Genomic DNA, 20,477 nt, shown 5'->3' on the forward strand with positions numbered 1-20,477 from the left:
CGGCGCGGCGGCTCGCGTCGATCAGACGGCGGTGGCGTAAAGGACCTCATCCACGGTCGTGAGCCCGGCGATGACTTTCTCCATGCCGTCGCGCCGAAGCTGCACGAAGCCCTCGGCTTCGGCGGCTTTTCGGATGGCGGCGGGACCGGCGCCGCTCGACACCAGCTCGATGACCGAATCGCTCATCGACAGGTATTCGAAGATGCCCAGTCGCCCGCTGTATCCGGTGCCACGGCATTTGGGGCAGCCGGCGCCGTGGTAGATCGTGTCGGCTTTGCCGAACGTGTCGGTCAAGGCCTTGCGCTGCACGGCGGTCGGTTCGACGGGCTCCTTGCAGTGCGAGCAGATTTTGCGGATGAGCCGCTGCGCCAGCACGCCGCGCAGCGCGGCGGCGATGAGGAACGGCTCGACGCCGATGTTCACCAGCCGCGTGATCGTGCTCGGCGCATCATTGGTGTGCAAGGTCGAGAGCACCTGGTGTCCGGTCAGCGCGGCCTGCGTGGCGATCCGCGCGGTCTCCAGGTCGCGGATTTCACCGACCATGATGATGTCCGGGTCCTGACGCAGCAGGGCGCGGAGAGCCCCGGCGAAGGTGAACCCGGCCTTTTCGTTGACCTGGAACTGATTGACGCCGGCGAGGTTGTACTCGACGGGATCTTCGACGGTGCAGACGTTGACGTCTTCGTCGTTGATTTCCGAGAGCATGGAGTAGAGCGTCGTCGATTTACCGGAGCCGGTCGGCCCGGTGACGAGCATGACGCCGTGCGGCTCGTGCAGGGCGTGTCGGAATTTTTCGAGCATCTCGCGGTTGAACCCGATCTTGTCGAGACTCACGGAGATGTTGGAATTGTCGATGACGCGGATGACGACTTTTTCGCCGAACTTGCCGGGCATGGAGGAGACGCGCAGGTCGATCGGGCGGCCGTCGAGAAGGACGTGAATGCCGCCGTCCTGCGGGAGTCGGCGTTCGGAGATGTCCATGTTGGCCATGATCTTGATGCGGCTGACGACGGCGGCCTGCATACCCGAAGGCGGACGCAGCTTCTCGAACATGCGCCCGTCGACGCGGTAGCGCACGCGCAGGCGATTGTCATCGGGTTCGATGTGAATATCCGACGCGCCGTCCTGCACAGCGGAGTAGATCAGATAGTTGACGAGCTTGACGACCGGCGACTGGCCGGCGACCTCTTCGAGGTTCGTCAGCTCGGTGACCTGCTTTTCGACGACCGAGAAATCCTCGGGCTTGACGTCGTCGACAAGCTCATCGATGACGAAGACGTTGGCGCTGGGGAGATGCGCCTGCAGGGTCGCGCGGATGTCGGCGACGGGCGAGGCGACGATCTGCACGGGGCAGTTGGCGAGCCGGCCGATTTCCTCGATGAGGAAGACGTTGGACGGCTCGGTCATGGCGATCGTCAGTTTGCCCTGCACGTGAAAGAGCGGCAGGACGTTGTGCTTTTCGATGAACTCGCGCGGGAGCATCTCGACGACGCGCGGGTCGGCGATCTTGGGATTGATCTTGGCGAAGGGCACTTCGTACGCCTCGGCGAGCACCTCGGCGACCTGATCCTCGGTGACGTAGCCCAGTTCGATGAACACTTCGCCGAGCAGCTTGCGGTTGCCCTGCTCCTTCTGATACGCGAGGGCGTCGGCGATCTGTTGCTCGGTGATGAGGCCGTGATGCAGGAGCAGCCCGCCGATCTGCTTGGGCTTGGCGGAAGTCGCGGTGTGGTTCGTGTTCGATTCGGTCATATCTCACCTTCCATGGCGATCGCGGAACGAGCCGGCGTTCATCGCAGACTCTTCAAGGCGCTGTCCACGTCCTGATGCGTATCGAAGCACTTGTCGAGCCGGGTCATCTGAAGAATCTTCCTCACGTTCTCCGGCGGATTGACGAGACGGACCTGTCCGAGGTTTTCGCCCGCCTGATCCTGAAGCCAGAGCAAAGTCTCGAGCCCGCGCGAGTCGACGAAGTCGAGCTGACTCATCTCGACGACGAAGTCGCGGACGTTGGAGCCCAGGCGGTCGTTGACGACGCGGCGCAACGGATCCAGTTCGTCGGCGGTCAATTCGCCGTTGAGCTTGATGACGGAAATCTGGTCATAGTCTTCGTGTGCGATCTTCATGACACGCTCCTCATGGCCTGATGAAGCGGACTGCGGCGCTGCTGATGTTCCTCGACCATACGTTTGAACGGCTCGAAATCGAGCTTGACGAACACCTTCGCCAGCTCCGGATCGAACTGGGCCCCGGCGCAGCGTTCGATCTCCTGGAGCACCTTTTCCAGCGGCAAGGCGTTGCGGTAGGTGCGCGTGGAGCTCATGGCGTCGAAGCTGTCCGCCAGACAGATCAATCGACCGAAAAGCGGGATGTCTTGACCGGCGAGCTTGTACGGATAGCCGCGCCCGTCCCAGCGTTCGTGATGGTGCAGCACGCCGGGCAGAAGGTCCTGCATCTGGCGGATGTCCTTCAGGATGCGCACGCCGATTTCCGGGTGCGTCTTGATCATGTCGAATTCTTCGTTGGTGAGCTTGCCGGGCTTGCAGAGGACGGCCTCGGGCACGCCGATCTTGCCCACGTCGTGAATCAGCCCCGACAGATACACGCGCTCGACGGTGTAAGGATCGAGCCCCGCCGCCTCGGCGAGCTGGCGGCTGAGCCAGGCGACGCGCTCCGAGTGACCGCAGGTGTACGAATCCTTGGCGTCGATCGAGCTGACGAGCGCATGCAGGGTTCCCATGAACATGTCCTGCATGTCTTCATAGAGCATTGCGTTTTCGAGGAAGATGCCGATGTTCTGGGCGGTCGAGGTCACCAGCTTCGAGTCCACGCTCGAAAGCTCCGACCCGTCGAGCTTGTCAGCGCCGAAGAGGACGGCGAGCGGGCGGCCCTCGACGAGAATGGGCACGATCAACATGCGGTCGGCGATCGCCGCGAGCGCTTCGATGCCCATCGAGCGGGCGTTTTCGATGATGGCGGGACCGGCGTGGCCGTGACGCTCGAGCAGTTCCAGGCCGATCTTGCGGAAGGCCGCCTCGTCGTGCGGTTCGTCGGAGCAGATGATCGACTGACCCTGCAGCGCTTCGAGGCGGACATCGGTGTCGCCAAGCTGGAGCACGGTCCACTTCAGGCCCACCACCTGATGCAGTTCCGCCAGCGCGTCCTGAAGGAAGGTGCGCGAATCCTGCGTGACGGTCATGTGGGCCGAGAGCTTGTAGACGAGGTTCAGTTCCTCGTAGGTTTCACCAAGCTGCTGGCTGAGCAGATCGATTTCCGAATCCTGCTGAGCGATGCGTTCGATGTCCTGCGTCATCCATGCCAGCAGCGTGGCGCTTCGTCCGAGTTCCTGCGGCGAGGCGGCGGGCTGTTTGGCGAGGCGCTGCGCGGCGGTGACGCGATCGAGACGGGCGCTGTCGCACAGCGCATGGAACTGCTCGGCGGCGGCGAGCTCGGGGGTGATGACGACTGCGACGTAATAGGCGAAGCGGCGGCGGCGCTGCGTCCGGGCCAGCGGCAGGATGTAGCATCCGCTCCAGAGCTGCGCCACGCGCGGCGTGTCCTGCGTCGCCCAGCGGCGGGCTTCGCCCGCCAGTCCCAGGCGGAACATCGGCGAGCCGACCACGACCGCCTCCAGCGGCCGGTCCGGTCGCAGATACGTTCGGCACACCGCGCCGTTGAGGTCGACCTCCAGCAGCGTGATGCCCAGCGCTCCGCAGCGCTGCGCCAGATCGGCGTCAGGGCCGATCAACTCAATCTGAGACGAACTCGGGCTCATGACTTCTCCACCGGGCGCATCTGCACCAGCTCCTGCACCTTCGCCAGCACATCGCGCGGGCTGAAGGGCTTACTCAGAACTCCGACAATGTTCGTGCCTTCCAGATCCTTCTGGGTCAAGCTGTACCCGCGCGCCGTGAGCATCAGGGCCGGCGTCGATTGCGTGGCGGGCGTCTGCTTGAGTTTCTCGCACAGCTCCAGACCCGTCAGGAACGGCATCTGAAAATCCGTGATGATCAGGTCGGGCGTCGTCTGCATCGCCAGGTCGTAGCCCTCTTCGCCGTCCGCAGCCGTGACCACGTCATAGCCGGCGTTCTGGAGCTTGAGACTCAGCACGTTGAGAATGTGCGATTCATCATCGACGACGAGGATACGCTTCTTGTCCGCGCTCATGCGGCGCCTCCTGTGGGGCTGGCGATCGGTGTGACGGCGCTGTCGCTGATGGGCAGCGTCACCGAGAAACGGCTGCCCTCACCCAGCTTGCTTTCGACGCGCACTTTGCCCATGTGCACCGTCTCCACCACGTGCTTGACGAGGTTGAGGCCCAGACCGGTGCCCTTGGCGATCTTCTTGTGATCCGGAACGCGGTAGAACTTGCCGAACAGGTGCGGCATGGCGTCCTCGGGAATGCCCACGCCCGTGTCGGTCACGCTGACCGTCACGCTGCGGTTCACGTCGTCGACGAGCGTGTCGATCGTGATCTTCCCGCCGGCGGGCGTGTACTTGATGGCGTTGGAGATCAGGTTCAAAAGCACCTGATACATCATGTCCTTGTCGGCGTAGATGCTGTAGCCCAGCGGCGAGCCCTGCTCGGTGAGCGAAATCTGCTTGGCCCGCGCCTGCGGACGCATCACCTCGACCGCGTCGCTGATCACCGACGAGAGGCAGATGTCCTCGCGCTGCACGCGGATGATCCCCGACTCGATGCGGTTGATGTTGAGAATATTGTCGATGAGCCGGCTCAGCCGGTTCGTCTCCGACTGGATGATGTTGTAGAAATCGGCGCGCGTCTGTTCGTCGGCCGCTTCGCCGTCGACGAGCATCTCGACATACGCCTTGATGCAGCTCAGCGGGGTGCGAAGTTCGTGCGACACGCCGGAGACGAAATCGCTCTTCATCTCCGCGATTTCCTTCTCGCGCGTCACGTCGCGCAGGATCGTGACGACGCCGGTCACGTCGCCCTCGTCGGTGCTCACGCACGCCAGCGTCACGTCGTACACCTTCGCGCGCCCGCTGCTGGTGATGCGGTGCTCGATGTGCCGGCTCGCCCGTCCGCGGCCGCTCTCGCGCATGTCCTTGATGAGCTTGATGAGGGCGGGATCGCTGATCACCCGGTCGATCGGCTGACGCCGCGCGGCGGTGAGATTGAAGCGGAGCGTTATCGCCGCCGTCTCGTTGGCCAGCGCCACTTCGTTGAACGCATCGGTGACGATCACCGCGTCGCTGATCGAATGAAGAATCGCCTCCGCGTGCTTGCGCTCGGCGTCGGCGACGCGCACCTGGATCTCCAGCTCCCGCCGGTCCGTGCGGAGCTGATCCACGCGGGCGCGGTGCTGGCAGAGCGTGCGGTCGATCGCCTGCGACAAGGGGGCGAGCCAGCCGTCGATCGGTGCGGCGGGCGCGGCGGCGGTTTCGCCGTCGAGCATGTCAATGCGTTTGCGAAGTGATTGGAGCGGACGATCGATCAGGGCGCTGGAGCAGACGTAGTGCACCAGCGCGATGGCGCCGGCGGCGATAAGAATCACGCCCGGCACGATCCACCAGCCCGTCTCCGTCCACGCCCACCCCCCCTCCGGCGCGCCCAACAGCACCACCGCCAGCACAATGGCGGCGGTGGTTGCGACAATCAGACTGAGCGTGCGAGAGAGGTTCACTGAACCGGGGCTCCTTCCGCGTACGTCATCCGCCTCCAGGCGGACGTTTACTCATTGACTCCCACGAGCAAACGCTGTGCACGCGCATCGTTGGGCGCGACGCGCAGCGCCTGCCGATACGATTCGGCGGCGGCGTGCTTGTCGCCCATGCGCTCCTGCGTGATGCCCTTCAAGATCCACGGCATGGCATTCGTCGAGGCGAGCTGACCCGCCTTGTCGAACCACGCGATCGCTTCCTGCGACCGCCCGTCGCGCATGAGGATCATGCCGCGGAGCAGATATCCTTCCGACCGTTCGGGCGCCAGCGCCTGCACGCGCGCCGCCGCCTCGTTGAGCCGCACCGCATCGCCGACCGTCCATGCCGACTCCGCGAGTTTCACCCAGGCGTTGACGTCATTGGGGTTCTCGCGGGTCAGGTCCATGAACACGCGGCGCGCTTCGACGGGCTTGCTCGTGGCCATGTAGCAGTCGCCCAGCGCCATCTTCAGTTCCGAACGATCCGAGAACGCCGGATCGCCCAGCAGTTTCGTCAAATGGAAGATCGCATCGGCCCACTGCGAATCGGCGTATTCGGCCATCGCGAGCTGCTCGATGATGCTCATGTCCTCGGGCGCCAACAGGGCCGCTTCCTTGAAGCGGGCCGTGGCGTTGGCCATGTCGCGTTTCAACAGGTACATGCGGCCGAGCGACACGCGCAGGCCGGCGTTGTTCTCGAAGTACGAGCGCTTTTCCTCGAGGCGCTTGATCGCCTCGTCCGTGCGGTCGAGCTTGACGAGCATCTCCGCGGCGGCGAGCAGCGGCGCGACGTCGTCGGGCGTGCACTGGTAGGCGGTGTCGTACTGCTCAAGCGCCGCTTCGTAGCGCTGCCAGCGCTGTTCGATCACGCCCATGAGGTAGTGCGACTCGGTGCGCTTGGCGTCGAGCTCAATGGAGTGCCCGACGGTGTTGTAGGCCCGCTCAAGCTGGCCGCGCTCCATCAGGATGCGGGCGGCCAGATCGTAGTACGGGGCCTGTGTGGCATTGATGCTGATCGCTTCGGTGATGGTCTTGTCCGCCTTGTCCAGCTCGCCGTTCTCGAACTGCTGCTTGGCCATGGCGAACATGATCTTCGAGCGTGCGTCGGCCCAGCGCTCGCGCGCCATCTTGCGCGCCTCCGACTGCTTGGGCTGACCGGCACAACCACTGACGAAGCCCATGACGGCCAGCGCCGTCGCGAGCATCCATGCCCATTTGATTCGATTGCGTCCCATGCGTGTTCCCTTTACGTGAGTGAACTAAAACGGCCGGTGGCCTGTCCCTTTCAGACCACCGGCCGGATGTTTCATCGGTCTTCAGTCGCCCGAGGTTTCGTCGGTGTCGACCGAAGCGGTCGGCGTCGTCGCCGGGTCAGCAGCGGCGGCCGCCTTGGCGTCGCCCAGCGGGGGCAGCGTCGGCGTCGGGTCAGGCGTGATCTTCACACCCTGAATCTCCCGGCGGCGAGTCTGATCGCCGACCATCACATCGACCACATCGTCGAGCAGGTTGTTGCCGGGCCAGTAGGCACGCTGACCGGTCAGCTTCTCCTTCAAACGACGCGCTTCGGTGAGGTTCGGGTCCATGCTCAAAGCCATGTCCACTTCCCACAGCGCCTTGTCCTTGTCATTGCTTTCCATGTACTTGAGCGCGTCACGCACATGCGCCGCCGTCATCTTCGACCGGCTCCAGGGCAGCAGGCCCTCGCGAGCGCCCAGGCGCGCCATCTGCACGCCGTTCGACGCCGCTTCGCCCGCCGCCGCCAGCGCCGAATCCTTCACGATGTGCGGCGTGATCAGGAAGATCACTTCGCTGCGGTCGACCGTATTGTCGTGACCGCGGAAGGCCTCGCCCACGAGCGGGATTTCGCCCAGGCCCGGGACCTGATTGCGGCTGATGGTGGTCTCTTCCTTGAAGAGCCCGCCGAGCACGACGGTCCGGCCGTCGGGAACCATCACGTTGGTGGTCAACTCCTGCGTCGTTTCGTCAGGCAGGGTCACGACATTGGCGCCGGCGCCCGCATCGCGGAGCGTCGCGCTGGAGATCGAGGGCTTGAGTTCCAGACGGATGTTGCCGTCGCTGGAGACGAACGGACGCAGGGTGAGCTGCGTGCCCGTGTCCAGGAACTCGACGGTCTGCGTGGTCGCGGTCGCGGTGGCGGTGGTCGACAGGTAGGCGACCTTTTCGCCGACGAGCACTTCGGCCCGCTGACGGTTGAGCGTCATGATCTTGGGGTTGGCGAGGATGGTCGTGTCGGTGACCTGATCGAGGGCACGGACGAAGACCTGAACGTTGTGCGTCAGGATGCCGACCTTGACGCCGCTCTTGCCCGTCGAGACGTTGCCGACGGAAGTCGTCACGGCTCCGGTGGGGTTGGACTTGATGGTGCCGTCGATCATGCTGTTGACGGTGTTGGCGAGGTTGGAGACGCCGCCGGTGGCCAGGCCCATGTCGGCGAGGATGGACAGGTCGACGCCGAAGGCGAGGTCTTCGGTCAGGTCGGCCTTGAGGATCGTCGCTTCGACGAGAACCTGCTCGGGCTTGGTGTCGATCTGCTCGACGACCTTGGCGACTTCCTCCAGGTGTTCGGGATAGTCGCGAACGATCATGGTTTCAGCATGGCTGAAGCTGTTGGCCCCGCCGTCGGAGGTCGAGGGCTGGAAGCCCGCCGCGACCTGCCCGCTGATGGCGATCGAGCCGGCGGAGGACAGGAGCGGCGTGATGAACGTCGAGGCGTCTTGGGCGGTGATGTAGTTGAGCTTGAAGATGCGGTGGGCGACTTTGCGCTCCGCGTCCTTGATCTTCTGCAATTCGTCGAAGGTGTAGACGAAGATGAAGTTGCCCTTCTCGATGTAGCCGGCGCCGTTCTGCTGAAGGATGGCGTCGAGGGCTTCATGGAAGGTCACGTCATAGAGGTTGGCGGTCACGGTGCCGGAGACCTTGGGGCTGGGCACGATGTTGCGCTTGCCCTGAATGGACAGGAGCTGAAGCACGTTGGCCAGGTCGGTGTTCTGCACGTTGAGCGAGACGGTGTCGAAGTTCGTGACGGACACGCCCTTCTTGCCCGCGTCGATGGCGTCGGCGGCCGGCGCGGCGGGCGCGGTCGTGTCGGCGACGGGCGTCGCGTCGGCGGGCGCCTTGACCTGGCCCTTGGACACGGCGTCGGAGACGGCCTGGATCACGTCGTCAGGCGTCGGCTCGGCCGCGGGAGCGGGAGCGGCGACCGGCGCGGCGGCGCCTTCGGTGAACTGCTCGGTTCCCTCCGTCGCCTGACCGTTACAGACCCACCCGAAGGTGCAAAAAAAAGTCGCCGTCAAAAGCTTCGTTCGCATGCTGAACATGTTCAGACTCCTTGTGCGTTTTCCTGAGCCCTCTCACGGCTCCCCTGTGGTGCTCTCTTGGCCTCGTTTACATTTCAAGGACGACGACCACGCCGTCTTTTTTCACTGTCACCGCACGCGGGCGGATTTCGACAAGCTCGAATCCCTGCACCGTCTCGCCGGGCGCGACCAATGTGCCATTGATCATCGCCCGAGGACGCGCGCCCAGGATCGTGCTCTGGAGCTTGAGGCCCTGCGCCTCGTGCTCGATCGCCGCCTGTGCCTTGGATGAACCATCGGCCGAATCGACGACCGACTTTGTTACACCCGTGCTGTTTTCCTCGCCTTTCTCGATGCGCGGATATCCGGCGCCGTTGACGGCGAACAGATCGCGATCCGCCGTGTCGAACAGCGACGCCTCAATCACATTGAGCTTCGCGTTCGTCGCCGACGCCGCCGTTTTATCGGACGACGTCGCCGCCGTCGCCTTGCGCGGCACCGGCATCGCCGTCGCCGTCTTGGGCACGTTCTGCATCAGCAGCCGGCCCCAAAGCAGCAGCCCCACCAGCACCATCGTCACGAGAATGCTCAGCTTCTTCTTGTCCGCCATGAGCTGGCGTTTCATGTTGTTCATCTGAACCTGAAGACTCATCGCGAGCCCTCCTGCGTCGTGTAGAAGTACGTGTTGAGCTTCATCTCCGCGTTGATCAGGCCTTCGCCGTTCTGACCGTGGAAGTCCAGATTGGTGACCTGCACCAGGCGCGACATGTGGTCGATCTTGCGGATGAAGTCGAAGGCGTCGGCGGACTTGCCCTTGAAGCTGACGCGGATCGGCATCGTGGCGTAGTTGGCGCCCAGGACCGTGGCGTCCGTGGCGATGCTCGGATCGGTCAGGTGCGAGGCCTCCATCGTCGTGCTCAACTCGCGAATCAGATTCGCCAGCTCGCCCTGCTCGGGAATGACCTTGCTCGTGGAGGCGATCTCCTGACGGATCTGCTTGACCGTGCGGTCCAGTTCCGTCAGGTCGTCGGCCTTGCCCTCGGCGCCGAGAATCGACTGCTGCGTCTGGGCGATCTGAGCGCGGAGACGCTGAATGTCCCGGCGGAGCGGATACCACCCGAGCCCGACGAAGGCCGCGATGAGCGTGACCATGCCGATCGTCAGCCATTTGCCTTTGAAGTTAGCGCGCATTGGCGACCTCCCCTGTCTTGGCGCGGTTGGCGTCCTCGTACTTGCAGTCGAGCGGCACCTCCATGCGGATGCGGAAGTTTCGCGTCACGTACGGTCCGAAGGTTCCGGCCTTGGAATAGATCATCTTGACGTTCTGGAACACTTTGCTGGCGGCCAGTTCGCCGATGAAGTTCGCCACGTCGCGATCGTTGGGCGCGATGCCCTCGAGTTCGACGGACACGACCCAATACGATTCGGTGACCGTCCTGGGCTTTGCGCCGGCGGCGCCCTTGCCCTTGGCCGAATCGGCGAAGCCCTTGTCGCCGGCGGCGATCGGGCGGGTGTAGGTCACCTTCTCGGTTTCCATCGACAGGTCGCGCATCGAGATCGAAGGCGGCGCGATGTGCGCCATGGTGCCGATGATGTGGCTGTAGTCGATGGGCTTGTGCAGTTCACGATGCACGCGGAGCTGCTTGTCGAGCGCCGCCTGCTGAGCGCGAAGCTTGGTCGCCTCGGTAATCTGCATCTTGGTCGATTCGAGCTTGCGGGTCAGTTGGTCGGCGTAGCTGGCGAGCGCTTCATGCGTGTGCCAGTTCTGCACCAGCAGCGCCGCCATGCCCGCCACCAGCACGACGACCATGACCATCTGCCGCTTGGTGCTCCGGCGATTGGCCTCCTTGCGGCGGTACCATGCCGGGACGAAGTCGACTTCGTTGTACAACTGGGACGATCCGAAAATGCTCATGCGGCACCTCGCAGTTCGTTGGCTTCCGAGGCGCAACCGCGCAGGGCGAGCCCGGCGGCGGCGGCCCATTCGGGCATCGCGCCCCGACGCTCGATCATCAGCTTGCAATCCCCCAGATCGATCCGCGCCAGCGGCTCGGCGACGGTCGTCTGAACCTCCAGCCGCTCGCTGATCACGGAGGCGATCTGCGTGTCGTAAGCTTCGCCCCCGCACAGATGGACCTCGCCGGAGCGCGCCCCGCGGAACGTGACGGAGTGGTAGCGCTGGCAGAGTCCGATTTCCTTGGCCAGATCGTCAAGCACCGGGCGGACCGCATCGTTTAAGGCGCGATCGACGTCCTCGCGGCGCGTCGAGCCGAAAAGCTTGGGGTCTTCCGATGCGGCGTCGAAGAGGCCGAGCATCTTCTTGCGACGCAGCGTGGCGGCGTCGGCGGGGGTGATCTTCAGATGAGCGGCGACGGCGTCGTTGATGGCGCGTCCGCCCAGGTCGATACCCTTGTAGAAGGCGATCTGGTGGCCGCGCATGATCAATACCTTGCTGGAGGCGTAGCCCAGATCGACAAGCACCCGCACGGTGTCGGCGTCGCTCTCGCGACGGGCGCCCTGCCCGAAGCAGCGCGCCAGCGCGGTCGGCGCCACATCCAGCGCCATGGGATGCAGATTGTTCTCGGTGAACACGTTCATGTACGCATCGATCGTCGCCTGCGGCGCGGCCATGAGCATGACCTCCAGCCGCGTCTCGTCGCCCTGGTGCACCTCGCCGGCGATGACATGCTGCACCGCGGCCGGGCCGTTGGCGCTGTTGAAGCGATCGTTCGCCTCGAACTGCACCGCACTGGCCAGTTCGTCCGGCGGCATCATGGGCATGCGCACGTTCTTGTACTGCACGACGGCGTCAGGCAGCAGCGAGACGACTTGGCGTCCGGTGAACGGCGCCGACGCGTAGAGTTCGCCCACCGCGGTCTGAAGCGCCGCGAATCGCTCGGGGCCTTCGCGCATGGCTTGAGGCGGCAGGTCGTAACGCGCCGCGGCGGCGATGTACAAACCGTTGGACCCCGATGCGAACTGGACCATCTTGACGCTCGAAGCGCCAAGGTCCAGCCCGATGGGCATGACCTTCTTGGCGAACCATTTTCCTGCCACCGCTTACCCTCCTGAAATGGGAGCGACTGTGACCCGACCCGTGAACGCGGTCACCGTGACCCGGTATTGATGACCGTCCGCTGAGAGTTCGACCGTTCCACCCGTGCTCGGCGCGCCCAGCTCGTCGAAACTCACGGTGTTGCCGCCGGCGAAGTCGACCTTGGTGATCTGCACGCCGCTGAAGCGACGGTCCTGATCGAAGTCGACGACGAAGGCCCCGCCGCGCCACGCCGCCGACAGCGTCACATCGTTCGCGTCGGTGAGGCGATAACTGTTGTTTGCGGCGTCGAAGACGACCTTGTAGGTCGCCTGCCGGGCGATCGCCTCGTTCTGCGCGTAGAGCACATCGCTGATGATCATGCGCGCCGCGGCCTGAATGCTCAGGGTGCCGGCTTCGAGCATGTGCGGCACGACGATCGCGCCGGCGATGCCGAGGATGATCACGACCACCAGCACTTCGATGAGCGTGAACCCCCGAGCGGATTGGCGCGATGCGCGGTTCATCCTCACTCCACAGCGCGGGTGCGTTTACTCGCCCTTGGCGGGCAGCGTCACCTTGACGCTGATCTTGCCGGACAGCAAAAGCCCCTTCATTTCTTCGGTTTTCTGATTGAGGAGCTTAAGCTGATCGATGATCTGGTTGCGCTGGGCGCCCTCGTCGGGAATGCCCTGCGCATACGCCGGCGACGCGATATCGGGACTGCTGGTCCAACTTGTCCAAAGCTGCAGGGCCAGAAGCACCGCCAGCACCGTCAGTACGCCGTTGAGATATGCCAGACTCTTCATGGTGTTGTCCTCTTTCAAATGCGGTTGATGTACACGTGGTTCAGTAGTCGAAGTAGCGCACGCCCTGCTCGTCGGCGCCGAGGGCGTCGGGGCGGATGTCGAGCGTGCCGGCGTGATAGATCCAGCCGGCCTCGCCTCTTGCCTTATCGGGCAACGGAGCGCCGAGGTTAATCATGCGGATCGAAGCACGTCCGTTGACCGCGTCCGCCGGCACGGCGCGCAGGTAAGGCCCGTACCGAAACACGCTGCTGTTGCTGGCCGACGCGCGCCCCGATCCGTCGGTCCATCCGATCATCTGCTCGATGAACGCCGACTCGGTCGGCTGCGAGAGCGTGTTGCCGTCACGGAACCCCGGGCCGACGTTGTGATGCTGCGCTGCGTAAAGCTCGATCTGGCGGCGGAGATTCTTCAGATCCTCGCGCAGCGTGTTGTTGAGCGCGGCGGAGGAAGCGCTGGACAGTTGAGGGGGAATGAGCACGACGAGGACGGCCAGGATTGCGATGGTGAAGATGACATCGACGATCGTCAGGCCGGGGCGGCGCGTCGGATGGGCGTGATCGAAAGCGGACATGAGTCGTTTCCTGCGATCAAAAAAGAGGCGGGTGAACATGCGTTCTCCCGCCTCAAAGAGGCGTCTGGGCCGTCAAGCCCAGACGTCTGAAGATTGCTTGCTCAGGCGAACCGATTAGGGTTCGGGAGCGGTCGTGACGGCCGCGCCGGTGGCTTCATCGAAGGCGGCGGCGGCGATCTGGCCGGTGTCGGGGTTGTAGACCCAGCCGACGTCCGCGGTGGCAGCGGCCGTGACGGTCATGCCGGTGGCGCTGGTGGCGGGGTCGGTGGTGCCGGTGACGATCGAGATCTTGGAGGAGTTGGTCAGGGGGTTACGCGGCGCCTGCTGCAGGTAAGGACCGTAGTCGAAACCCGCGCCGGTGCCGGTGGTGCCCGAGACGTTGCTCTTGAGACTCATACCTTCCCAGTCATCCGTGCCCTGCGTGACCAGAGCTTCGGTGGGATACACGCCGTTGTGCTGCACCTGGTAAGGTTCCAGCTGCGAGCGAATCGTCTGCAGCTGCGTGAACAGACTGCTGCTCTTGGCGTCTTCGGACGCGTTCGTGAACTGCGGGATCACGATCGCGGCGAGAATGCCGAGAATGACGACCACGATGAGGATTTCCACAAGCGTGAAGCCTGTGTTGCGACGCTGACGGACCATGTGAGAGACCTCCCAAAAAGGACGCTTTCCGTTTTCCGGTCGGTGAACCTTTCTCCGACCTGCCACGTTCATTCCGTTTCCCTGAGCCGTCGCCTCGCCGCCTCAGCGGTCCGTCGACATGCTCCACATTCTGATCGGCCACTCGTCGGGCCGACTTAAGTGCGCTAAACATTCCCCAAGCCGCGCCCACTTTCCCGTTCGTCCGGGCCGCGTGAGGCGCTGTGCTCCATGCCCTACCGCCATCGAGCACTCAACAGAACGAATCGACGATATAACCAACGCGGACCCAACCGCAGCTTCACAATTTTCCGCATCCTCCCCAATCGCACCCGATCCGTGTCACTTTTTCAGTTTGTTTCAAACACCCTGACTTCGCCCCGCTTTCTTGACTTCATTTGCAAAGACTTCTAGATTGCTGGACCAACGCCGCCCCGCTTCCCCAACAAGCGCGCCGGCCCGTTTCAAGACCATCGAGCGCTCCACGACTGACCGTCTCGAAACTCGTGCGCTCCTCGCTCAAACGGACGTTCCAACGATGTGCCAACGCCGCCTGATTCACACCCTGTCCGCCCTGCTCGCCGTTGCGATCCTCGGCGCGCCCGCACGCGCCGCCGACGGACCTCCGCCCGCCAATGTGCGCCTCGGCGTCGTCAAAACCATGAAAGTCATCGAGCAGCGACTCGTCACCGGGCAGATCGAACCGGCCCGACGATCCCTCGTCGCCGCCGAAGGCGCCGGGCGCGTGACCGTCGGCCCGGGCGAACCGGGCACCGAGGTCAAAGCCGGGCAAACCGTCGCGCAGATCGATGACGCCCTCCTGAAAATTGATCGCGACGCCGCCGAGGCCCAGGTCAATGAAGCCGAGTCGTCCATTCATGAAATGGAGGCCGCCCTTGCCTCCGTGGAGCGCGACCGCAAGCGCATCGCCCAGTTGCTCGCGTCGGATGTGGCCCGGCAGAAGGAACTCGATGACGCCGTCGACAAGGAATCGATGGCCCGCGCCCGGCTCAATGTCACCAACGCCGTGCTCGCGCAGATGAAGGCCAAGCGCGATCGGCTTAACGTGCAGCTCGAAAAGACCAAAGTCATCGCGCCCTTCGATGCGTTCATCACCCGCAAGTCCACCGAAGTCGGACAATGGGTCGCGCCGGGCGATCCGGTCGTCGAGCTGGTCGAAACCCAGCGCGTCAAGGTCAAGCTCGAAGTCCCGCAGTTCATGATCGCACAGGTCCCGATGGACAGACCCGTCGAAATCAGCTTCGACGCCATCGACGCCAAGCGCTCCGCCGACGTGTTCAGCATCGTGCCTGACGCCGACCCCAAGGCCCGCACGTTCCGCGTGCTCTTCAAGCTCGACAATGCCGACGGAATGCTCAAGCCCGGCATGAGCGCCTCGGCTCAGCTTCCCACCGGCAAGGTGATCGAAGCCATGACCGTCCCGCGCGACGCCGTGCGAACCACGCCGACGGGCAACATCGTCTTCGCCGCCCGCGGCGGACTGGCCATCGCCGTCCCCGTCCTGATCCGCTTCGGCGAAGGCGACCGCTTCGTCGTCGACGCCGCGCTCAACGACGGCGAACAGGTCGTCATCGAAGGCAACGAGCGCTTGTTCCCGGGGCAGCCGTTGAAAGTCGTCGGCGAAAAAGCTCCGGAAGCGCCGGCCGAATCTGCAAAATGAAAGGAAGTGGCGATATGGCGATGTGGTGATATGGCGATGTGCCATGCTCACATCACCACTTGACCAAATCGCCGCTTCACCACATGAACCATGGACATTATTCGTTACGCCATCTCGAAGCCGGTGACGATCAGCGTGGGGGTGCTGTTGATCGTGCTTTTCGGGGTCATCTCCATCGGCGAGATTCCGATTCAGCTCACGCCGAATATTGAAACGACCGTCGTGTCGATCACGACGCACTGGGAGGGCGCGACGCCGCAGCAGGTCGAGACGGAGATCATTCAGGAGCAGGAGGACAAGCTCAAGGCGATCGCCGGGCTCTCGAAGATGCTCAGCGTCTGCACGCAGGGACAGGGCCAGATCACGCTCGAGTTCGCGCAGGGCACGACGAAGGATGATGCGCTCCGCGAGGCGTCGGACAAGCTGCGCGAAGTGCCGGATTACCCGGAGAATGTGGACAATCCGGTCGTCGAAGCGACGAACCCGGCGGACCGGGACTACATCGCGTGGATCATCTTCTCGACGACCGACCCCGACTACGACATCCGCACGCTTCAGGATTTTCTCGAAGACCGGGTCAAGCCCGAGTTCGAGCGCGTGCCGGGCGTGAGTGAAGTGAACGTGGTGGGCGGAATTGAGCGAGAGGTGCAGGTGCGCGTGGACATGGCGGCGCTGGCGCAGCGGGGCATTTCGCCTTCGCAGTTCGTCGCGGCCTTGCGGGCGCAGAACCTTGACGCCTCCGCCGGTCAGCTCGCCGAGGGCAAGCGCGACATCCGCATCCGCAGCGTCGGGCGCTACGATCGGCTCGACCAGATCGACAACACGCTTTTGTCGGAGCCGGGCGAGCCGGTGGTGCGCGTGCGCGATGTGGCGACGGCGGTGCTGACCCACAAGGAGCCCGACCGCATCGTCCGGAATAAGGGCCGCGTCGTCGTGGCGATGAACGCGCAGCGCGAAGTCGGGTCGAACGTGATCGAAGTGATGGAGGCGGTGAAGGAACGTCTCGAATCGGTCAAGCAGTCGATCCTCCCCGCCGAGGCCCGCCGGCTCCATCTCAACGGCACGCTCGACGCCGAGCAGGTCTACGACCAGACCATCTACATCTATCAGGCCCTCGATCTGGTGCGGAGCAATCTCTACGTCGGCGGCACGCTGGCGGTGCTCGTGCTGCTGGCGTTTTTGCGGAGCATCCGCTCGACGCTGATCATCGCGCTGGCGATTCCGATCTCGGTGATCGGGACGTTCGTGGCGATGGTGGCGATGGGCCGAAGTCTCAACGTCATCAGTCTCGCCGGCCTGGCGTTCGCGGTCGGCATGGTCGTCGATAACGCCATCGTCGTGCTCGAGAACATCGACCGCCACCGCAGTCTCGGGGAGGGCCCCGCCACCGCGGCGTACCGGGCGACGAAGGAAGTCTGGGGCGCGGTGCTGGCATCGACCCTGACGACGCTTTCGGTGTTCCTGCCTGTGCTGTTCATTCAGGAAGAGGCGGGCCAGCTTTTCCGCGACATTTCGCTGGCGATCTGCGCCTCGGTGGCGCTGAGTCTGCTCGTGTCGATCACCGTGATTCCCTGCGCGGCGGCGAAATGGCTCAACAAGCGCGACGCCGTCGAGCCGAAGCCCAGGCCGGCGAAGCGCGGCGTGATGTATATGCTTTTGCATCTGCCGTCGGCGATGGTCGACGGGCTGGGCGATCTCGTCGAATGGCTCAATCATTCGTGGGTGCTGCGGCCGATCATCATCGTGGGCCTGACCGCCCTGTCGATCTTCGCCAGCTATTGGCTCATGCCGCCGTCGAGCTATCTGCCGCCGGGCAATCGCAATCTGGTGTTCGCGGTGATGCTCACCCCGCCGGGCTACAACATCGATCAGCAGCAGTCGATCGGAGAGCGGATCGAGGCGTATATGCGTCCGTACTGGGAGGCGAAGACGCCCGAACAGGCGGCCGCGCTGCCGCCGGTGCCTTCGATGAATCCGCACACGGGGCGGATGACGATGGTCCATACCCCGCCGGTCGAGAACTTCTTTTTCGTCGCGCTGCCGGACATGATCTTCATGGGCGGGATCAGCTCGGACGATCAGAACGTCGCGCCGGTGGCGGACCTGATGAACGCTTCGATGCGCGGGATTCCCGATGTGATGGGCTTCGCCATGCAGCGCCCGCTCTTTCAGACTTCGCTGCGCGGCTCCGGCGACGCGCTCGAACTCGAAATCGCCGGGCCCGAGCTTGACCAGGTCAACAACGTCGCCAACTTGCTCTATCAGCGTTACGGCGCCCAGTTCGGGTATCAGCTTCTGCGTCCCGATCCGGCGAACTTCAACCTGCCGGGCATCGAGATTCTCGTGCAGCGGCGGCCCGTCGAGGCGACGGACGTGGGCCTGACGCAGGGCGACATCAACACCGCCGTGCAGATGCTCGGCGACGGTGCGATCATCGGCGACTATCTCGATGCCGGCAAGAACATTGACCTGAAAGTCATCACCGGCAGCGGCGATCAGGGCGACGCCGTGGCCAGTCTCGATCAGGCCCCGATCGCCACGCCGATCGGCAAGACCGTGCCGCTGCTGAGCGTGGCGGAGATTCGACGGACCGTCGCGGCGCAGCAGATCAACCGCGTCGAGGAACAGCGGGCGGTGACGCTGTCGATCAATCTGCCGCCGTCGATGCCGCTCGAAGAGGCGATGAATCAGATCAACGGCGACATCGCGCAGATGCGCACCGCCGGTCTGATCCCGCCGACGATCAGCACGAATCTCGCCGGCTCGGCCGCGAAGCTTCGGGAAGTCAAAAACGCGCTGCTCGGACAATGGACCGGATTCAATCCACAGAGTCTTCTGAGTCTCATCGGCAGCCGAATGTTCCTGGCGCTGATCGTGGTGTTCCTGCTGATGGCGGCTTTGTTCGAGAGCTGGTTCTATCCGCTGGTGATCATGTTCAGCGTGCCGCTGGCGACCGTTGGCGGGTTCCTCGCCCTTCGCATCACGCACGAAATCATCCCCAGCCAGCAGCTTGACGTATTGACCATGCTCGGCTTCGTCATCCTCATCGGCATCGTCGTCAACAACGCGATTCTCATCGTGCACCAGGCGCTGAATCTCATCAACGGCATCGCCGAGGTGCAGGTCGAAGGCGTCGTCGCCGAGAAACTGCCGCCCAAGAAGGCGATCGCCGAGTCCGTCCGCTCCCGCGTGCGCCCCATCTTCATGACCACGCTCACCAGCGTCGGCGGCATGCTCCCCCTTGTGCTCTTCCCCGGCGCCGGCTCCGAACTGTACCGCGGGCTCGGCAGCGTGGTCGTCGGCGGCCTCGTCTGCTCGACGCTCTTCACGCTCATTCTCGTCCCCCTGCTCCTGAGTCTTGTCTTCGACGTGCGCGATCTGTTCGTGACGAGCATGTCGAAAGTCACGCCCGCCGCTTCGAGCACTGAATCGCCGAGCGCCTGAGGCGACGAGATCAGCCGCATTTATTCGAGGATTCGGGTGCGCCGGGTTTGCGCCATGCGGGCGCGGGCGGCGCGGCGGGCGGATTATCGGCGGCGGGCGTGGTGTACAGATACGACACGTCTTCATCATCGACGCGTGCGATGCGGCGGCCGGACTCGGCGTCGAGTACGATCGGCGGCGCGATCTGATCGGCGGGCTTGAGCTTGCCGTCGTCGTCGAAGGGCAAGACCACGCGCGGCGCGAAGGGATCGCGGCTCGGGCCGAAAACGATGGCGGTCTGACCGTCGTCGAGTTCGAGGCGCGTGCCGACGGGGAAGGGCATGACCAGTTCGTTGAACGCCTTGATGAGCGTCGGATCGTAGTACGGGCGCTCGGGGCCGTAGGTCATTTCCCACAACGCGCGAATCGCCGACTTGGCGGGGCGATAGGGACGCGGCGTGGTGGCGGCGTCGAAGACGTCGGCGATGCGGATGATGCGGGTGAAGACATGGAGCTTGCAGGGGTCGGGGCGATTGGGGTAGCCGGTGCCTTCGCAGTTTTCGTGATGGGTGCGGACGATCATGCGTGCGGCGGCGGACATGTTGGACGGCAGGCGCTCCAGGGCCGTCTCGGGATGATGATGCACCTGTGCCCAGTCCGCTTCGGTGAGCGGGCCTGTGTTGGCTTCGATCTGCGAAAGATCGAGCATGCCCATGTCCATGTACAGCGCCCCGAGGCCGAGCGGCAGAAGACTCTGCGCCAGCACGAACGACAGATCGCGACACGATGTCTGCCGCTCGCGCTCCGCCACGACGTACCACCGCAGGCGCGACCCAAGCTGCATACTCAGGTAAAAGACGTTGGCCATGTGATCCGCAAGATACGAATCGGGACTGAACGGACACTTGGGCAGAATCCGGCCGATCGGGTTGGCGACGAGATACGCGATGACATTCGACACCGCCCGCTCGATGTCCGTGTAGTTGCTGGCGTTGGGTTTGGTCCTGGCGGCTTTGACATCGCAGAAGACCATCGACATGCATTCGTTGGTCTTGGCCATCACCGAGGCGAACACGCGGCTGTCGGCCCCGTCGTCCTCGAACTTCACCACGCTGTCGAGGTCCGGATCGCCGACGCGTACGCGCTGCTCGGGGAAGCGCTTTCGCAGGACATTGAGATCCTCCTGGGTGAGCGTGCGACCGGCGGGCAAAAGCACCATCGCGCCGCGCGTCACGGCCGAGTGCAGCGTCATGCCCACTTCAAGCTGTTCAGGTTTGTAGACCAACGGCACAGCAGGCGCTCCGGAGGGACGAAAACCAGTAAAGGCATTATCGTCGCCC

Annotated in this window: 18 protein-coding genes; 3 read left to right on the forward strand and 15 right to left on the reverse strand. The window is 64.0% G+C overall.

Annotated elements, in window-relative coordinates:
* Positions 1-21 precede the first annotated feature (21 nt).
* From GC162_02135 to GC162_02165, 7 genes are all read right to left on the reverse strand, one after another.
* Positions 22-1,752, reverse strand: a complete 1,731-nt coding sequence (locus tag GC162_02135) for a type II/IV secretion system protein (GenBank protein ID MBI1367432.1) — start codon at positions 1,750-1,752, stop codon at positions 22-24.
* 38 nt (positions 1,753-1,790) lie between these two features.
* Positions 1,791-2,126 carry an anti-sigma factor antagonist gene (locus tag GC162_02140; GenBank protein MBI1367433.1) on the reverse strand — a complete coding sequence of 112 codons (336 nt, stop codon included), beginning with the start codon at positions 2,124-2,126 and terminating at the stop codon, positions 1,791-1,793.
* Entirely contained in the window at positions 2,123-3,775 is a 1,653-nt protein-coding gene (locus GC162_02145; GenBank protein MBI1367434.1) for an HD domain-containing protein, read from the reverse strand. Before GC162_02145 ends, GC162_02140 begins: the two co-directional genes overlap by 4 nt.
* Positions 3,772-4,167 carry a response regulator gene (locus GC162_02150; protein MBI1367435.1) on the reverse strand — a complete coding sequence of 132 codons (396 nt, stop codon included), beginning with the start codon at positions 4,165-4,167 and terminating at the stop codon, positions 3,772-3,774. The genes GC162_02145 and GC162_02150 overlap by 4 nt, the downstream gene beginning before the upstream one ends.
* Positions 4,164-5,648, reverse strand: a complete 1,485-nt coding sequence (locus GC162_02155; protein MBI1367436.1) for a PAS domain-containing protein — start codon at positions 5,646-5,648, stop codon at positions 4,164-4,166. Before GC162_02155 ends, GC162_02150 begins: the two co-directional genes overlap by 4 nt.
* A 47-nt stretch (positions 5,649-5,695) precedes the next feature.
* Positions 5,696-6,898, reverse strand: a complete 1,203-nt coding sequence (locus GC162_02160) for a tetratricopeptide repeat protein (GenBank protein MBI1367437.1) — start codon at positions 6,896-6,898, stop codon at positions 5,696-5,698.
* A gap of 81 nt (positions 6,899-6,979) precedes the next feature.
* Complete coding sequence (locus GC162_02165; GenBank protein MBI1367438.1) at positions 6,980-9,001, reverse strand: hypothetical protein; 2,022 nt, start codon at positions 8,999-9,001, stop codon at positions 6,980-6,982.
* Between GC162_02165 and GC162_02170 the strand changes: the two genes are divergently transcribed.
* The gene (locus GC162_02170) at positions 9,000-9,272 is read left to right on the forward strand and encodes a hypothetical protein (protein MBI1367439.1); all 273 of its coding nucleotides are present in this window, start codon (positions 9,000-9,002) and stop codon (positions 9,270-9,272) included. The two genes, GC162_02165 and GC162_02170, sit on opposite strands and share 2 nt — an antisense overlap.
* Positions 9,273-9,628: 356 nt before the next feature.
* Here GC162_02170 and pilO read toward each other — a convergent pair whose 3' ends face one another.
* From pilO to GC162_02205, 7 genes are all read right to left on the reverse strand, one after another.
* Positions 9,629-10,171 carry a type 4a pilus biogenesis protein PilO gene (gene pilO, locus GC162_02175; GenBank protein ID MBI1367440.1) on the reverse strand — a complete coding sequence of 181 codons (543 nt, stop codon included), beginning with the start codon at positions 10,169-10,171 and terminating at the stop codon, positions 9,629-9,631.
* The gene (locus GC162_02180; GenBank protein ID MBI1367441.1) at positions 10,161-10,895 is read right to left on the reverse strand and encodes a hypothetical protein; all 735 of its coding nucleotides are present in this window, start codon (positions 10,893-10,895) and stop codon (positions 10,161-10,163) included. The genes pilO and GC162_02180 overlap by 11 nt, the downstream gene beginning before the upstream one ends.
* Positions 10,892-12,037 (reverse strand): hypothetical protein, encoded by a 1,146-nt coding sequence (locus GC162_02185; GenBank protein ID MBI1367442.1) that lies wholly within the window; start codon positions 12,035-12,037, stop codon positions 10,892-10,894. Before GC162_02185 ends, GC162_02180 begins: the two co-directional genes overlap by 4 nt.
* A 3-nt stretch (positions 12,038-12,040) precedes the next feature.
* The gene (locus GC162_02190; GenBank protein MBI1367443.1) at positions 12,041-12,541 is read right to left on the reverse strand and encodes a prepilin-type N-terminal cleavage/methylation domain-containing protein; all 501 of its coding nucleotides are present in this window, start codon (positions 12,539-12,541) and stop codon (positions 12,041-12,043) included.
* Positions 12,542-12,565: 24 nt separating this feature from the next.
* Positions 12,566-12,823: a hypothetical protein gene (locus tag GC162_02195; GenBank protein MBI1367444.1), complete on the reverse strand. Its 258-nt coding sequence runs from the start codon at positions 12,821-12,823 to the stop codon at positions 12,566-12,568.
* Between the two features lie 40 nt (positions 12,824-12,863).
* Positions 12,864-13,394: a hypothetical protein gene (locus tag GC162_02200; GenBank protein ID MBI1367445.1), complete on the reverse strand. Its 531-nt coding sequence runs from the start codon at positions 13,392-13,394 to the stop codon at positions 12,864-12,866.
* A gap of 114 nt (positions 13,395-13,508) precedes the next feature.
* Positions 13,509-14,108, reverse strand: a complete 600-nt coding sequence (locus GC162_02205) for a prepilin-type N-terminal cleavage/methylation domain-containing protein (protein ID MBI1367446.1) — start codon at positions 14,106-14,108, stop codon at positions 13,509-13,511.
* Between the two features lie 463 nt (positions 14,109-14,571).
* Between GC162_02205 and GC162_02210 the strand changes: the two genes are divergently transcribed.
* Both GC162_02210 and GC162_02215 read left to right on the forward strand, forming a co-directional pair.
* Positions 14,572-15,714, forward strand: a complete 1,143-nt coding sequence (locus GC162_02210) for an efflux RND transporter periplasmic adaptor subunit (GenBank protein ID MBI1367447.1) — start codon at positions 14,572-14,574, stop codon at positions 15,712-15,714.
* Between the two features lie 90 nt (positions 15,715-15,804).
* Entirely contained in the window at positions 15,805-19,158 is a 3,354-nt protein-coding gene (locus tag GC162_02215) for an MMPL family transporter (protein ID MBI1367448.1), read from the forward strand.
* Positions 19,159-19,168: 10 nt separating this feature from the next.
* On the opposite strand, the gene GC162_02220 is transcribed toward GC162_02215, so the two are convergent.
* Positions 19,169-20,428: a hypothetical protein gene (locus GC162_02220; protein MBI1367449.1), complete on the reverse strand. Its 1,260-nt coding sequence runs from the start codon at positions 20,426-20,428 to the stop codon at positions 19,169-19,171.
* Positions 20,429-20,477: the final 49 nt, after the last annotated feature.

The sequence above is a fragment of the Planctomycetota bacterium genome (assembly GCA_016125255.1).
Classification (GTDB): domain Bacteria; phylum Planctomycetota; class Phycisphaerae; order Phycisphaerales; family Zrk34; genus RI-421.